Source organism: Pleurocapsa sp. PCC 7327, assembly GCF_000317025.1.
Taxonomy (GTDB): Bacteria; Cyanobacteriota; Cyanobacteriia; order Cyanobacteriales; family Microcystaceae; genus Hydrococcus.
In genome coordinates this window covers 4005122-4021105 of the sequence record NC_019689.1, presented here as the reverse complement: position 1 = coordinate 4021105, position 15984 = coordinate 4005122, and the positions used below count along the sequence as shown (strand labels likewise).

Below are 15984 nucleotides of genomic sequence, written 5' to 3'. Positions count from 1 at the left end.
CCTATCTTAGATTATCGACGCAGGGGAGCCATGAAGTAATCCATCGTTTGCACCGTCAATACCTGGGGCGGCGTGGCATCGGGAGGATAAAGTAAGTCTATATTCACTTCGCGCGACTCTCCCGGCTGCAAATTCAGAGTTAAGAATGGCTGTCCTTGCTGTCCCTGTCGCTGGACGATATGGAAATATCGTCGTTCGATTAGCCCGCTATCGCCTTTATACTCAACTCGTATCGTTCCTCGGAAAAATACTTGTCCTCTTGGCGCTTTTAGGAAAAATAGGCGATCCGAATACTTATCCTGTTTGAGCGGCGTTTGTATCGATAGCGCTACGGTTTGCCGTTTATCGGTGTTGTTAATTAGCGGTAGGGTCAAATTGTAGTGCACTGCATAATTGCCGTGAGCGCGGAAAGCTGTATCGGGATAGCGTACTTGCATTGGGGCGCTTTGTATTTGTCGAGTTCCGTGAGTGCCTCGATTGACCGTACTCAGGGGATAGGAAAAGGCTTTTCCTCGTTCGGGGATGCTCAGATTGGACGTACCCGGATCGACTAACGTGCCTATCCATTCCGAACCGACAGAGATACCAGCCACGCGACCGTAAATGATTTTCTCGATCCTCGGATCGTCTATAGCGTGTAGTGGCGTTGGCGGTCTGTCTCTGGGGACGACTAATCTTCCTTCAACCAGGATTTTCTGCCATTCCTCTAAAGTCGGGGCGCGGAAAGAAATCGTGCGGGCGTTGCTCCTATCCTTGGTCTTGGATGCCGTTTCGGGAAGGTTGGGAACCTGGTACATGGCTAGATTTGCCATGTATATGGGACCGTCGCTTTCCAAGCGCATGAAGGTAGAACGGGCGCTACCAGTCGTAATCGGCAAGTTAAAGAGCATGCGAGTCTGATAGGGAGGAATCAAGATTTGAGTGGGAAAATTCGAGTGCCCGATCCCTCGCAAAATATCTCCCATCAATCTAGATCCCGGTCCGGAAAACACTCGACCCCAGCGATCCTCAACAATAGCGGGGAGATTGATGAAAGGCGCATCGGGTTCGGTCAGATAGTTAGCCCCTTGCAAAACTCTCAGCCTTACCAGTTGTTCGCTGGGGTTGTAAACGATAACGCCTTGATAGAGCGTCCGCCTCTGTTCCTGTGGTCTGGCGATGTGATGGGTAAAGAGATCGAAACGTCCTTCTAGGGTAAGTCCTAGGTGAGCGCTAGGAAATTGCATGCCAGCCAATGGAAAGGTGGATAAGAGAATGCCTTTAGCTTGGACGACTTCGGGACTGTTGCTGTTGAAGACTAAAACGTCATTCAGTTGTCCGGGTAAGGAGCGGATCTCCTGGGATTGTATGATATATTGCTGCTGCGTTAAGGATGGCGGTGTAGCAGCTTGAGCGATTATGACTGAGGAGAGTAGGGGCAGCATTAACCCGAAAATTCACCATTTTTAAGTTTCCTTTAAGCTTGTGCTGTCTTACTCGCGTTTGTCAAGTTTAGATCTATAGATAACTTAAAAGCAACTATTGCCTGCAAATATATAATTTTTGCTAATAATTATCTTTACGAATTGACATTTTACAAATTCAGTGTTCTAAGCAAGGATAAAGAAAGATTAAGCCAACTTACGATCGCTCGTTCAAGTTTTGGAGACAACACTTTATGGTTGCACTGACTGCGCGTTCTCAAAGTACTCGTCCGTCAAGTCGCTTGACGATGCAAACCGTCGAGATCGGCGACCGAACGATCGCCATTCGCTCGCTCGACTGGGATCGCGATCGCTTCGACATCGAATTCGGTCTGCGGAACGGAACGACTTACAATTCCTTTCTGATTAGGGGAGAGAAAACTGCTCTCATCGATACCTCTCACCGCAAATTCGAGCAATTGTACCTGGATGTCCTGAGTGGGCTAATCGATCCTGCTACCCCAGATTATCTCGTTGTCAGCCATACCGAACCCGACCACAGCGGCTTGGTAAAAGAAATCTTGCAACTAGCGCCAAACGTTACCGTGGTCGGGGCAAAAGTGGCGATTCAGTTTCTAGAAAACATGGTACATCAGCCTTTCAAATACCAGATGGTTAAGAATGGCGATCGCATCGACTTAGGCAACGGACACGAGTTAACATTCGTCTCTGCCCCCAATTTACACTGGCCCGATACAATCTTTACCTATGATGCCAAGACGCGAATCCTCTTCACCTGCGACGTGTTTGGCATGCACTATTGCGACGACTATACGTTTGACGAGGAGCCAGATCTTATCGAAGAAGACTTTAAATATTACTATGATTGCCTAATGGGTCCCAATGCTCGTTCGGTGCTGTCCGCCTTAAAACGGATAGAAAAACTGGAGCTAGCAACGATCGCCACCGGACACGGACCGCTGCTGCAACATCACATCCCAGACTGGGTAGAGCGCTATCAAAGCTGGAGTCAAGAGCAGGCAAAAACGGATACGCTCGTGGCTCTATTCTATGTCGAAGATTACGGCTTTAGCGATCGCGTCGCGCGATCGATCGCCCAGGGCATTACCAGGACTGAGGTAGCCGTAGAGCTGGTAAATTTGAATGAAGTAGACCCCCATGAAGTGCGGGAATTAGTCAACCAGGCGAAGGGATTGGTCATCGGCATGCCTCCCCAGTCTTCGATCGCAGCCCACGCCGCCCTGAGTACGATTTTAGCTGCCGCGCACGGCAAGCAATCTGTCGGATTGTTTGAGTCCGGCGGCGGCGAAGACGAGCCAATTTTTCCCCTGCGCAACAAGTTTCAGGAAATTGGATTAACAGAAGCGTTTCCGCCGATTTTGCTCAAACAAGCGCCCAATCCAATCATCGAGCAAGCTTGCGAAGAAGCTGGAACCCATTTAGGTCAGTCGCTGACAAGAGATCGTACCATCAAGCAAATCAAATCCCTCGATAACCATTTAGAGCGTGCCCTGGGACGAATCAGCAGCGGACTTTACATTATTAGCGCTAAAAAAGGCGATCTTTCTAGCGCTATGGTTGCTTCTTGGGTAATGCAAGCCAGTCTCGAACCTTTGGGAGTCGCCATTGCAGTCGCTAAAGACCGCGCCATCGAGTCAATCTTACACGCAGGCGATCGCTTCGTTCTCAATGTCCTAGAGGAAGGCAATTACCAAAAACTGATGAGACATTTTCTCAAGCGCTTACCTTCCGGCAGCGATCGCTTTACTGGCCTCAAAACCTATCCTGCCAGCAATGGTGCCCCGATTTTGGCAGATGCCCTTGCTTATATGGAATGCGAAGTGAATAGTCGCATGGAGTGCAGCGACCACTGGGTTATTTACAGCACTGTGACAACCGGACGAGTGGCGAAACCAGATGCCCTGACTGCCGTCCACCATCGCAAAGTCGGAAACCACTATTAGTCATTGGTCATTGGTCATTTATTGTATTTTCATCATGCACGAAAACCTCAAAAATTCGTCAATGCAACGGTATAGCTGGTTGAGCCTGAGTCGCATCGTCTTCGCCCTCGAACTCGTTCAAGACTTGATTGTTATTTGTCTGTGCATCGGTCTGTTTAGCTTCATGGTGCTAGAGATAAGGGAGATGTTTGTCTCCTTGCTGCCACCATTAGAGTTTCAGGCTGTTACTGCCGATATCTTATTTTTGTTGATTTTGGTCGAGTTATTCCGACTGCTGATTATTTACCTCAAAGAACAGAGAGTCTCCATCGGCGTTGCCGTAGAAGTCGCTATTGTCTCGGTTCTGCGAGAAATTATCGTGCGAGGCGTACTGGAAACCAATTGGAGCCAGGTTTTAGCGACTTGTGCTTTCTTACTCGTGCTAGGAGTACTGCTGATAGTTAGGGTTTGGCTGCCACCAACATTTGATGGAATCGACCCAGAGCAAGAGATCGCCAAACGCCATAAAAAGCGCATGGCGAAGGAAATGAAGGAAATGATCGAATCAAACAGGCATTACCAAGACTAATGCCAATTCGCCGATGCTCCTCCACTTCGTGGAAGTCCGCGTCGGTTGGCAATTATCAGTTCGCAATTAGTTAGCAGCTCTGGGTGCAAGGCTTTTTCCTCGAGCATCTGTAGCGTTCTTTTTTAGAAAAGGTATAAGCCGCCATCAGCTGTCAACCATCAAACCTCCCAATCCAAAATCTTAAATCCAAAATTATCATGATGTCCTCCCAAACTTTATCGACTACAACAACTCGTCCTCGCGACGTTCAAGTCGCCGAAATCGCTAAAGAAACCATCGTTTTGCGATCGCGTACTTGGGATCGCCTCAAGTTTGAAGTAGAATATGCTCGCCAACGGGGAACGACGGCAAATTCCTACCTCATTCGTTCCGAAAAAACTGCCCTCATCGACCCCCCAGGAGAATCGTTTACCCAAATTTACTTGCAACACTTGCGGCAGCATCTGGATTTAGCCGCTTTGGATTATGTCATCCTCGGTCACGTCAATCCCAACCGCATGGCAACCCTAAAAGTTTTGCTCGATGAAGCGCCCCAGGCGAAGTTGATTGGTTCTCGACCGGGTGCCAACGCACTCAAAGCCACTTTTCCTGCCTGGGAGTCGAAAATTGAGATCGTTCGTTCGGAAGATAGCCTGGACTTGGGACGAGGACATGAATTACAGTTCGTCACCGTGCCGACTCCCCGTTGGGCAGATGGACTATGCACTTACGATCCCCAAACCCGCATTTTATATACCGATAAGTTCTTTGGCGTTCACGTCTGCGACGATGCTATCTGGGATGAAAACTGGAAGCAGCTAGACGAAGATAGGCTTTACTACTTCGACTGCCTCCATGCAACCCAGGCAAAACAAGTAGAGGCGGCACTAGACAAATTGACATCTTTCTCGGCGAGGTGCTACGCTCCCAGTCACGGACCACTGGTTCGCTATAGCCTTAGTCGCTTTACCTACGATTACCGCGACTGGTGCCAGCAACAGAAAACTAGAGAATTGCGGGTTGCCTTGCTCTACGCTTCTGCCTATGGCAATACGACTGCCCTTGCTAGCGCGATCGCGCAAGGACTCCTGCAAGGTGGAGTAGCAGTCGAGTCGATTAACTGCGAACTGGCAGATCCCGCCGACATTACTCGTGCTGTTGAAGCTTGCGATGCTTTTATTATCGGCTCTCCCACCCTAGGCGGTCACGCCCCAGTCCAAATTCAGACGGCGCTGGGGATCGTGCTGGCGGCAGCGGCAAAAACTAAGCTAGCTGGGGTGTTTGGCTCCTATGGCTGGAGTGGAGAAGCGATCGACTTGATTGAGGGCAAGCTGCGAGATGCCAATTATCGCTTTGGCTTTGAAACCATCCGCGTTCGCTTTAGTCCCACGCCGACAATTTTGCAAGAGTGCGAAGATGCAGGAGCAGAATTTGCTCAGAAGCTGAAGAAAACGAAGAAGCTACAGACTCCTCGTCAGGGGCTAAGCGAAGCGCAAGCCGATCGCACCGAACAAGCAGTCGCGCGTATCATCGGGTCTTTGTGCGTCGTTACTACCCGACGCGGCGAAACTCACCATGGGATTCTCACTTCTTGGGTATCCCAAGCCACTTTCAATCCGCCAGGTTTGATGCTTGCCGTCGCCGAAGACCAAAATGCCGAGATGATGATTCATCCTGGCGATCGCTTCGTCCTCAACATTCTCAAAGAGGGACGCAACCTCAGACGGCACTTCTCCTATCGCGCTACGCCAGGAGAAAACCCGTTTGCTCAGCTTGACACGCAAACAGCTGAAAATGGCCGTCTCATTCTCAACGAAGCACTTGCCTATCTTGAATGCACGGTACAAAATCGGATGCAATGCGGCGATCGCTGGTTAGTCTACGCCACTATCAGTCGAGGCGACGTAATCGAATCCGACGGCGTTACCGCGATCGTTCACCGCAAGATGGCGAGTTATTAGCAGCGTTCGGTCAACAGTTATCAGTAAATAGTGATTGCTGATAACTGTTTTGGTCACTCCCGCGAAAGTCTCTTTTTATACTGGTCGATATTCTTTTGCAGTAAATCGAGGACTTCGGTGGCGATTTCGATAATTTGATTGGCTCCAAAACCCGCTTTAGTGAGTTCCTTATAAAAGGATTTGGCTACGATTTTGGCTAATTTTGTGGGATTGGGAGCGATCGCGATCGCCTCTTCTGAGGAAATTTCTGCCAATTCTCGAACGACAGCCCTCTCGACGAATCTAGAACGCAAGATTGCTTGCATCTGAGCAATGCGAATGGATTTTCCGATAAATAAAGCAAAAAGTTTGAGGGTTTCTAAATCTTGCTCTTTAAAACTTTTTCCATTTAACGGAATGCTGACATTAATGACGCCAATGGTCTGCTCTCCAAATGGAATGGGGGCAGAAATTAAACTCTTATTCGCTTCATTTAGATAGCGGGCAGCCTCAACAAATTGCGACTGGGTAATATCCTCAATCAATAGCGGTTTGCCCGTAGCGGCGACGTAGCCAGCAATTCCCTCATTGAGCGACGTTATTTGTTGGTAAGCCGATTGAGGCAGGTTGCCATAGTGAGTAAAAACTCGCAGGTGGTAGCCGTCATTGTCTTGCGTTGGCGACTCGGACAGCAGCATAATCGAGCAGCGTTGTGCGTCGAGTATTTGGGCTGTTAGAGAGGCAACTTCTCGCAAACCCTGCTCTAGATCGGTTTGCTCCTCCAGTAAATTGGAAACGCCGAGTAGCTGTAAGATAAAGCTGTTGGAATTGTCCATATCTATCGCGATAGGTAGAAAGTCCGGTAAACTCGGATCGTCTTGGCAGATGGATCGGCTTTGTGAAGAAAAACTTCAGGATTTTGCTACTCTATAGTGTTATAGACCGAGGATTTTAGGGAACTCTATCATTGTAATCCTTGCTCGCCGTTAATCTAAGATGACTAATCCGCAGGAAGTTCGTCATATCCTGGTTATTGAAGATCAGAAGTCGAGACGCATTATCTCCCTCAAAGACGAAACTTATTCTATCGGTCGCGACCCTAACTGTGCCATTGTTTTATACGATCGCCAAGTCTCTCGCCATCATGCCACGCTCGTTCAAGTAGCCGACCTTGAAGATAGCGATCGCTATTTTTATCGAGTAGTTGACGGCGATTCGCAGGGAAAAAGAAGCACGAATGGAATCAGCGTTAATGGCAAGCGCTGCCTCTCTCACGACTTAAAACACGGAGATTTAATTTGGTTTGGCAATAAATCAAAAGCGAGCTATCATATCATCTCTACCGCTTCAGAACTTTACTTGCTTAAAGCAGGCGAACAAGCTGAAAGACCTAAGCCACCGATCGCAAATTTTAGCCGAGACACCCAAAGCGATGACATCGATGCAAAAAAGACGATTGCCTTATCCCATCCCTCCGAACTCGTCCATCAAAAAGACTTAGCCAGATTATCTTCTCTAGCAGAATTTAGCCCCAATCCGATTATTGAAATTGATTTTCAAGGAAAAATTAATTATCTCAATCCGTCTGCTAGCGTCAAGTTTCCCGACCTTCAAGAACGACAACTAGAACATCCCATTCTCAAAGACATTCTCACCCAATCTCAGTATCGAGAAGGCACTTCCCTAATTCGCGAAGTCCGAGTCGATCGCGAAATTTTTGAACAACACATTCACTATTTAATCGACAATAAAGTTATTAGAAGCTACATTTTTGACGTTACTAAGTATAAAAAACTCGAAGTCGGTTTCAAAAATAGCGAGGAACGATACAAATTCATAGTCCAGCGAGCATCAGAAGGAATTTTCGTAGTAGATGCTCAAACCAAACAAATTATCGAAGCCAATCCGGCTTATTGTAATTTACTCGGATATCCCCCAGAAGAACTGTCTAACCTGACACTATACGATATCGTTAGCGGCGATCGCGAAACTCTAGAAGGCGAACTTCAGCAAATCGGTTCGGATCGACCCCATTTCGTAGCCGAGTCCGAGCATCGTCGCAAAGACGGTTCTTTCGTTAGCGTCGAAGCCAATATCAGCCGTACCGACAACTACGACAATAAAGAGATTTTCTGCTTCGCCGTGCGGGATATCAGCGAACGGAAAAAATCGCAAGAAATGCTACGCTATCAAGCCTTTCACGATGCGCTGACCAATCTCCCCAACCGTACTCAGTTTACAAAACAATTAGCTGCGGCGATCGAGCGCGCTAAACAACAAGAGCAACTGATGGCAGTCATGTTCCTCGATCTCGACTCCTTCAAGAACGTCAACGATACCCTCGGTCATAGCATCGGCGATCGCCTTCTACAAAACTTTTCCCAGCGTCTGGAATCGTGCGTGCGAGAGGGCGATATCATCGCCCGCTGGGGCGGAGATGAATTTACCGTGCTCTTGCCAAAAATCAGAAGTGCCGACGATACCGTCAGACTGGCCCAGAGAATTTTTGACGTTCTTAAGAAGCCTTTTGAAATAGACAAGCATCAACTGAATATCAAAACCAGTATCGGGATTGCCGTCTATCCCCAAGACGGGCAGGATGCAGAAACGCTGCTGAAAAATGCCGATGCTGCCCTCTATCGCACCAAGGATCTAGGGCGAAATCACTATCAGTTCTACAATCCCAACATGACCTCCGAAGCTTCCCTGATCGTGAAGCTGGAAACCCTACTGTATCAAGCTCTGGAGCGCAAAGAATTCTATCTGCACTACCAGCCTCAAGTGCAACTGGCGACGGGCGAAGTGACTGGCATGGAGGCACTCTTGCGCTGGCAGCATCCTGAATTGGGCGTTGTCTCTCCCGCTAAATTCATTCCCTTGGCGGAAAAAACCGACCTGATGATCCACATCGGCAAATGGGCAATCGAAACTGCCTGCGAGCAAAATCTGGCTTGGCAGCGGGCGGGTTTGCCTCCCATCCCCATCAGCGTTAACCTTTCCGCCAGGGAATTAAAACAGCCGAATCTTGCTGAAGTCGTTGCCAGAATCGTTGACAAAACCGGACTCGATCCCCAATGGCTGGAGTTGGAGATTACCGAAGTCAGGCTAAGAGAAAATCTAGAAGTCGCGCAAACGACGCTGCGAGATCTGCAAAACCTAGGGGTTCGCATCGCCCTAGAGGATTTTGGCACGGGCTTTTCATCCTTGGGCTATCTCAAACAATTTGCTTTCCGTACCCTTAAGATCGATCGCGCCTTCATTCGCGATCTCAGGGGCAATCCCCAGGAACGCGGGATTATCTCGGCAGCGATCGCGCTAGGACGCGGCTTCAATTTGAGAGTGGTTGCCGTAGGAGTAGAAACACAGCAGCAACTCGATTTGTTGCGCAGTCTTCAGTGCGAACAAGTGCAAGGGTATTGGTTCGGTCGTCCCCTGCCTAAAGACGAAGCAACTCAATTGCTGATCGGGGCAGTGCATCCAGAGTATAAACCCGTTTAACTTTGTAAGTGATAGATTGAAATCAGTTCCGGGAATTCTATAGACAACCCCTTTCTCTTCCCCTTCATCTGTCGTCGATGGAAAGTCTACAGCCCTTCCGCCATGTTTTAGTCATCGAAGATCAAAAGGCTAGGCGTATCGTTGTTCTGGAGCAATCGACTTATTCGGTCGGTCGGGAGTCAAGCAACGATATTGTCATTTACGATCGCATTGTTTCTCGCCATCATGCCACTTTATTACGAATCAAAAAATCTCCCCGTCACGATAGCTATTTCTATCGAATTATTGACGGGGATTTAGAAGGAAATAAAAGTACAAATGGCTTAATTATTAATGGAAAGCGTTGTGAATCCCATAACCTCAAACATGGCGATGTCATTTTACTCGGCAACAAGGCAAAACTGAGTTACTATATCCTGTCTAATGCTATAGACATTGCTTTGTTCAACCCCATCGAATCTGCCAAGGTAGAGTCGTTGAGCGAGGCAACGATTTCCTGGAGTGATAATTGTAAATCGACCGCGATCGAATCCGAAAAGCTCGAACAATTCGATCGCGATGACCTGATGCGATTGGCTTCTTTTCCCGAACTAAGTCCCAATCCCATTATCGAGATCGATTATGAGGGAAATCTCACCTATCTCAACCCAGCCGCCAGCATCAAATTTAGCAACATGCAGCGGGCAAGTCTCGAACATCCGATTTTGATGGGCTTGCTCGCTCAAGCGCCCAATGTTGAGGGGAACTTGCTGTTGCGAGAGGTAAAAGTTGGGGAGGAAGTTTACGAACAATACGTTCACTTCCTTTCGGAAAACAAGCTAATTAGAAGTTATCTGTTCGATGTCACCGAACGAAAACGCGCCCAAGAAAACCTTCAGTATCAAGCCTTTCACGACTCGCTTACCAATCTGCCCAACCGAGCCTTTTTTAACGAACAACTCGCGATCGCTCTTGCCAATGCCAAACGGAATCGCAACCTGATGGCAGTTATGTTTCTCGATCTCGATGGGTTTAAAAATATTAACGATACGCTCGGTCACACAATTGGCGATCGCCTCTTGCAAAGCTTTGCCAAACGCTTGAGCGCCTGTTTGCGGGGAGGAGATACCTTAGCTCGCTGGGGCGGTGACGAGTTTACGATCCTGCTGCCGCAAATTCGCAGCGCCGAGGATACGATCAAACTCGCCCAACGAATTCTCAACGAATTAAAGCTGCCTTTCGAGATCTCCGAAAATCAAATATACATCAAAAGTAGCATCGGAATCGCGCTTTATCCCCAGGACGGTCAAGACGCAGAAACCCTCGTCAAACGTGCCGATGTTGCCCTTTATCGCGCTAAAGAACAAGGTCGCGATCGCTATCGATTCTACAGTTCTAGCATGGCTTCCAAAGCCTCTCTGCTGCTGAAACTAGAAGGCCTACTGCGCCAAGCACTAAACAAGAACGAGCTATCTTTGCACTATCAACCTCAGGCAAATGTCAAAACCAATGCGCTGACAGGGATGGAGGCGCTTCTGCGTTGGTCTCATCCCGAATTAGGACAGGTTTCGCCGGTCAAATTAATCCCTCTAGCTGAAGAAACCGACCTCATCGTACCCTTGAGCGAGTGGGTTTTACAGACTGCTTGCAAGCAAAATCGCCTTTGGCAAGAAGCGGGCTTGCAATTGGTGCCTGTAGCCGTGAATTTCTCGCTTCGCCAGTTTCATCAACTCAATTTCGTCAAAATGGTGATGCGAACCCTAGAAGAAACGAAATTGGAGCCTCAGTGGCTGGAGATAGAAATTACAGAAGCCGCGATCGCGCACAATTCCGATTATGCTCTTCAGACGCTTCAAGCGTTGCATCAGATAGGCATTCGCTTCGCTCTAGACGATTTTGGCACCGGGCAGGCTTCTCTTAACTATCTGCAAAAATTTTCTTTTCATACGCTCAAAATCGATCGCTCTCTCATCCAAATCCTAAAGGACAATCCCCAGGATAGCGCAATGGTTAGGGCGATCGTTGCTTCGGGACGCAGCTTTAATTTGAGAATTGTCGCAGAAGGGGTGGAAAATCTCCAACAATTCGAAATCTTACAACGCCTGCAATGCGAAGAAGTTCAAGGGTATTGGTTTAGCCGCCCTTTGAAGCCAGAAGATGCCACTCAATTTTTAGTCCACAGTCGGGTGGAAGCGTAATCAATTTGGCGCTATATCAATTACATAAATAGACTTCTTGCAGAAGCAGTTAACCAAGAAATGAATTTCTTGGCTCAAAATTTAAGTCTGTCTTATAGGACTTAAGGGATTAGACAGAGAATTTATTCTCTGGCTTTCTTTAACCTTTCCCTGTATTTGGATTAGCATCTTTGCTTAAAGCAATAGGTCTAATCCTTGCTACAGACGATTGGAGATGGGAGAGTAAGAAGTGTGGGAGAAAAAAAGGGGATTTGCAGCAAGAATTTCTCAAAACGATATAACTACTTACTCCAAATCATTCTCGTCGATCTCAGTATTTTTACGCAATCACTTAAGTAACTGAAGTCAGCTTCATGAGAAATTTAAAAAATTGGCGTAGTAGTTTAAAGATTTGGTAAAAACCTCAGTATGCTCTTACGAATTGACGCAAAATTCTCTACGATTGAATAAATTAGCATAACAAGATTTTTATTGTTTATCTAATAAGTTAAAATCAGCACTCAGGAGGCTGGGATGGTATCGGAGCGAGTCCCACAAGTTAGTCATATATTGATTGTTGAAGATTTACAGGGAAGGCGGAGCATTCCTTTGGAAGAGTCTCACTATTCGATTGGCCGTCATTCCAGCAATTCAATTGTTATTTATTCCAAACAAATTTCCCGCCGACATGCCACTTTAATTCTAAAAAAACATGGCAATCCCGATAAAAATTCCTTTTTTATTATTGATGGAGACGGAGAAGGGCATCAAAGTCATAATGGCATATTTGTCAATGGGAAAAAAAGTTTATTTCACGAACTCCAAGATGGAGATTTAATTAATTTTGGCGGGGATGTTAATGCTAGCTATCACGTTATTGCATCCGGAAATTCAGCCCCCAACCCCAAAGAGATTGTTACTCTCGATGGCATCGCGACGGGGATACATGGTCAATTGGCTCAAAGCCGTCACAACCAAGCAACGCTAAGGCTATCGGATACTTTACCAGAAACCTCGGACGGAGAAGATACCGTTCTCAAACCCGCGCATCAGGATTGGCTGACAGGGCTATCGGATCGCACCCTATTCAACGAACACCTTTCCATCGCCTTGACGAATGCCAGAGAAAAACAACAGCAACTGGCCGTCATTTATCTTGATTTAGAACACTTTGAAACGATTAATAACAAGTTCGGCTATTCTGTTGGCGATCGCTTACTCAAAGAGTTTTCCAAACGATTGCATGACTGCCTGCGCGCGGGCGATATCGTCGCTCGCTGGGGAGGCGACGAGTTTACAGTTCTTCTGAGGCAGATTAAGACTCCAGACGATCCCGTTAGAGTCAGTCAGAGAATTCTCAATACGCTCAAAGCCCCCTTTACCATCGAAAAACATCAAGTTTATCTCAGATGTCATATCGGGATCGCCATTTATCCCCAAAATGGTGAAGATAGCGCAACGCTGATCGAGACCGCAGAACACAATTTAGACGACAATAAAAAGCAGAATAGCAATGGCAGGCGATCGCCCAGCACTCCCCCAACCGATCCCAAACTGTTGCGGGTAGAATCGCTGTTGCGCAAAGCGCTTGAAAGAGGTGAATTCTCTCTTTATTACCAGCCCCAAGTCAATATCAACACGGGCGAAATCTATGGCATGGAAGCCTTAATGCGATGGCACCATCCCAAGCTGGGAATAATTTATCCCCATCAATTTCTCCCTTGGGCAGAGAAAACGTCTCTCATCGTCCCCATTAACCAGTGGGTACTACAGACAGCCTGCCGTCAAAATCGCGCTTGGCAAGCTGCTGGGTTGCCTCGTCTGCCCATGTCGGTTAACCTGTCTCCCCGACAATTTCAACAGCCCAATTTGACGCAGATGGTAGCCCAGGTGTTAGACAAAGCCAGGTTAGAACCTTATTGGCTGGAGTTAGAAATTACAGAAGGGGCGATCGTGCAAAATGGGAACTTGGCTCGCCAGCTTTTCCATCAATTATCCCAGCTAGGAGTTCCCGTTGCCATCGACGATTTTGGTACTGGGTATTCTGCCATTGGCTATCTGCAAGAATTTCCTTTCAATAAACTCAAAATTGCTCAATCGTGCGTCAACAAACTCAAAGATAACCCGAAGAAGACGGGGATAATTTCTGCTGCGATCGCTTTGGGACGGGCGTTTAACCTAAGAGTAGTAGCAGAAGGCGTAGAAACCCAACAGCAACTGGACTTACTGCGCCGACTTCAATGTCAAGAGATACAGGGGTATCGATTCAGCAAGCCATTGAGCGACACGGAAGCCACTCAGTTTTTGACCCAGCATTGGATCGTTAAAAAATAGCGATCGAATGGAAAACCATTTCATAATAAAGTAAAGAAACAGTAAAATCGAGACACAGAACATACCATTGGGCAAACAGATGAGTTATGCTAATGGTCGAACTGGCGCTTTGGTAGCAGGCAAAAAAGCGTATGAGAAGGCTATTGTTGTTGGTTTTATTTCTCGTCGGGCTATGGGCTGCGCTCTCAAACTTTAAGGGATTAGCCAATAAAGGAGAATATAGCTCGATCGTGCTCGACTTTCGAGATAATCTGCCAACAACAGTGATTAGCGAGCAATTACAAGCGATCGCGCAAAAATATAACAAAACTGCAACGCTTAACAGCATTTTTTCTGTCAGCGACAATATCTACACCCTCGAAGGCGACGAGCAATTACTAAAAGCCTTGCGGCATTCTCCCTTGAAAAAATTTGTCAAACATATCGAACCTAACTATATCTATCGAGCCTTTGAAGTTCCCAACGACCCAGACTACGGCAAGCAGTGGAATCTCCGCAGCATTAACATAGAACAAGCGTGGGAAGACACCAAAGGAGCGGGCGTTACCGTTGCTGTCATCGACACGGGAGTCAGCCGCGTTCCCGACTTGCAGCAAACGGAATTCGTCGAAGGCTACGACTTCGTAAATGACAAAGTTAATGCTGCAGATGACAACGGTCACGGCACTCACGTAGCAGGAACCATCGCCCAATCCACCAACAACAATTACGGAGTAGCAGGGATTGCCTATAAAGCCAAAATTATGCCCCTCAAGGTTCTATCGGCTGGCGGCAGCGGAACCATCTCAGATATTGCTGAAGCCATTCGCTTTGCGGCAGACAAGGGTGCCGACGTAATTAATATGAGCTTGGGTGGCGGTGGCGAAAGTCTGGTGATGAAAGAAGCTATTGACTATGCCCATCAAAAAGGTGTAGTTATCGTGGCGGCAGCGGGGAACTCCAACCGCAATGCGGCAGAATATCCCGCTCGCTATCCTCACGTTATCGGCGTTGCTGCCACCGATTTAGCTGGGAAAAAAGCCCCTTATTCCAACTATGGAGCAGCGGTAGATATCGCAGCTCCTGGCGGCAGCAATGACGGTAAAATCCTGCAAGAGACAATCGATCCCAGAACCAACCAACCCGTCTTTATGGGTTTTCAGGGAACGAGTATGGCAGCCCCGCACGTCGCTGGGGTCGCAGCTTTGATTAAAGCTTCTGGCATCTCCAACCCCGATGAAGTCCTAAGTGTCCTCCAAAAGTCGGCTCGAACCGTCTCGGAAGATCCTTTCAATCATTTTGGGGCAGGTCACTTAGATAGTACGGCAGCCGTCAAATTAGCTCTGAAAGGCAAAATAACTTGGAAAGACTTTTTCCGATGGCTTCGCGATAATGGCTATCTCAATCCCCGTTTTTGGATTGATGGCGGGGTGGTGGCGCTGTTGCCTAAAATTCTGATGGTGATAGGATCCTATTTATTTTACTGGTTTTTGCGCAATTACCTGGGTTGGAATTGGGCGCTCAATAGCGGACTGATTTTAGGAAGTTCTGGATTGTTCTTTCTCCGAGGCGTATATATCCTCGATCTCCCTCAATGGCCCTTCCGATTGGCGAGTAGTTCGATTCCAGAATTGGGCAATACGATTGTTGGCTCTCCGATGCTGAATCCCCTCTTTGCCAGCGCCTTGATTCCCTTCCTACTAATCGCTCTGTTGTTGGGACATCCCCAGTGGAAGTGGTTTGCCATCGGAACGACCCTCGGCGTTGCTTCTTGTCTGGCGGTGAGTGCTGTTATGTCTCCGGCTGTTTTGTGGTTGGGGACGGGAGCCATCGCCCGCATCTTCCTGATCGTTAATGCCCTACTCTGCTTTGGGTTAGCCTATTTAGCAAGTCAAGGAGAAAAACGACTCGCATGAGCATCACCATTACAGGCACGATCGCGCGGCAAGACTTTGGTTTCGGAACTTGGGCTATAGTCACCGAAGCTGGCGAAACCTACGAACTCAAAGACCCCCCGCAGGAGTTGTGTCAAGATCGAGCCAAGGTCAAAGTCGAAGGTCGAGTGCGAGATGACGTAATGACAGTGGCGATGATTGGTCCGGTTCTGGAAGTAAGCGCTTTTGAACTTTTGGACTGAGATGC

The 15984-nt window shown here is 47.7% G+C and carries 10 protein-coding genes; 8 read left to right on the top strand and 2 right to left on the bottom strand.

Annotated elements, in window-relative coordinates:
• Positions 1–11 precede the first annotated feature (11 nt).
• On the bottom strand, positions 12–1424 hold the full coding sequence (locus tag PLE7327_RS18195) for a DUF3370 domain-containing protein (protein WP_015145246.1): 1413 nt from the start codon (positions 1422–1424) through the stop codon (positions 12–14).
• Between the two features lie 233 nt (positions 1425–1657).
• On the opposite strand from PLE7327_RS18195, the gene PLE7327_RS18190 reads away from it, so the two are divergent.
• The 3 genes from PLE7327_RS18190 to PLE7327_RS18180 all read left to right on the top strand — a co-directional run bounded on the left by PLE7327_RS18190 (position 1658) and on the right by PLE7327_RS18180 (position 5896).
• A complete protein-coding gene (locus tag PLE7327_RS18190) occupies positions 1658–3388 on the top strand; it encodes a diflavin flavoprotein (RefSeq protein ID WP_015145245.1) in 1731 nt (576 codons plus the stop codon).
• A gap of 34 nt (positions 3389–3422) precedes the next feature.
• On the top strand, positions 3423–3956 hold the full coding sequence (locus tag PLE7327_RS18185; RefSeq protein ID WP_015145244.1) for a phosphate-starvation-inducible PsiE family protein: 534 nt from the start codon (positions 3423–3425) through the stop codon (positions 3954–3956).
• Positions 3957–4156: 200 nt separating this feature from the next.
• The gene (locus PLE7327_RS18180) at positions 4157–5896 is read left to right on the top strand and encodes a diflavin flavoprotein (protein ID WP_041392337.1); all 1740 of its coding nucleotides are present in this window, start codon (positions 4157–4159) and stop codon (positions 5894–5896) included.
• A gap of 53 nt (positions 5897–5949) precedes the next feature.
• On the opposite strand, the gene PLE7327_RS18175 is transcribed toward PLE7327_RS18180, so the two are convergent.
• Positions 5950–6711 (bottom strand): GAF domain-containing protein, encoded by a 762-nt coding sequence (locus PLE7327_RS18175; RefSeq protein ID WP_015145242.1) that lies wholly within the window; start codon positions 6709–6711, stop codon positions 5950–5952.
• 160 nt (positions 6712–6871) lie between these two features.
• Here PLE7327_RS18175 and PLE7327_RS18170 point away from each other — a divergent pair, with 160 nt between their 5' ends.
• The 5 genes from PLE7327_RS18170 (at position 6872) to PLE7327_RS18150 (ending at position 15979) form a co-directional block, all read left to right on the top strand.
• Entirely contained in the window at positions 6872–9373 is a 2502-nt protein-coding gene (locus PLE7327_RS18170; protein ID WP_015145241.1) for an EAL domain-containing protein, read from the top strand.
• Between the two features lie 77 nt (positions 9374–9450).
• Positions 9451–11550 (top strand): EAL domain-containing protein, encoded by a 2100-nt coding sequence (locus tag PLE7327_RS18165; protein WP_015145240.1) that lies wholly within the window; start codon positions 9451–9453, stop codon positions 11548–11550.
• Between the two features lie 513 nt (positions 11551–12063).
• Positions 12064–13863, top strand: a complete 1800-nt coding sequence (locus PLE7327_RS18160; RefSeq protein WP_015145239.1) for an EAL domain-containing protein — start codon at positions 12064–12066, stop codon at positions 13861–13863.
• A gap of 131 nt (positions 13864–13994) precedes the next feature.
• Positions 13995–15758 (top strand): S8 family peptidase, encoded by a 1764-nt coding sequence (locus PLE7327_RS18155; RefSeq protein ID WP_015145238.1) that lies wholly within the window; start codon positions 13995–13997, stop codon positions 15756–15758.
• A complete protein-coding gene (locus tag PLE7327_RS18150; RefSeq protein WP_015145237.1) occupies positions 15755–15979 on the top strand; it encodes a hypothetical protein in 225 nt (74 codons plus the stop codon). Before PLE7327_RS18155 ends, PLE7327_RS18150 begins: the two co-directional genes overlap by 4 nt.
• Positions 15980–15984 lie beyond the last annotated feature (5 nt).

What these genes read in the sequence shown, in the direction of transcription:
- PLE7327_RS18190 (WP_015145245.1), top strand. Translation starts at nt 1,658, where the DNA reads ATGGTTGCACTGACTGCGCGTTCTCAAAGTACTCGTCCGTCAAGTCGC.
- PLE7327_RS18175 (WP_015145242.1), bottom strand. Translation starts at nt 6,711, where the DNA reads ATGGACAATTCCAACAGCTTTATCTTACAGCTACTCGGCGTTTCCAAT.
- PLE7327_RS18155 (WP_015145238.1), top strand. Translation starts at nt 13,995, where the DNA reads ATGAGAAGGCTATTGTTGTTGGTTTTATTTCTCGTCGGGCTATGGGCT.
- PLE7327_RS18150 (WP_015145237.1), top strand. Translation starts at nt 15,755, where the DNA reads ATGAGCATCACCATTACAGGCACGATCGCGCGGCAAGACTTTGGTTTC.
- PLE7327_RS18185 (WP_015145244.1), top strand. Translation starts at nt 3,423, where the DNA reads ATGCACGAAAACCTCAAAAATTCGTCAATGCAACGGTATAGCTGGTTG.
- PLE7327_RS18180 (WP_041392337.1), top strand. Translation starts at nt 4,157, where the DNA reads ATGTCCTCCCAAACTTTATCGACTACAACAACTCGTCCTCGCGACGTT.
- PLE7327_RS18165 (WP_015145240.1), top strand. Translation starts at nt 9,451, where the DNA reads ATGGAAAGTCTACAGCCCTTCCGCCATGTTTTAGTCATCGAAGATCAA.
- PLE7327_RS18170 (WP_015145241.1), top strand. Translation starts at nt 6,872, where the DNA reads ATGACTAATCCGCAGGAAGTTCGTCATATCCTGGTTATTGAAGATCAG.
- PLE7327_RS18195 (WP_015145246.1), bottom strand. Translation starts at nt 1,424, where the DNA reads ATGCTGCCCCTACTCTCCTCAGTCATAATCGCTCAAGCTGCTACACCG.
- PLE7327_RS18160 (WP_015145239.1), top strand. Translation starts at nt 12,064, where the DNA reads ATGGTATCGGAGCGAGTCCCACAAGTTAGTCATATATTGATTGTTGAA.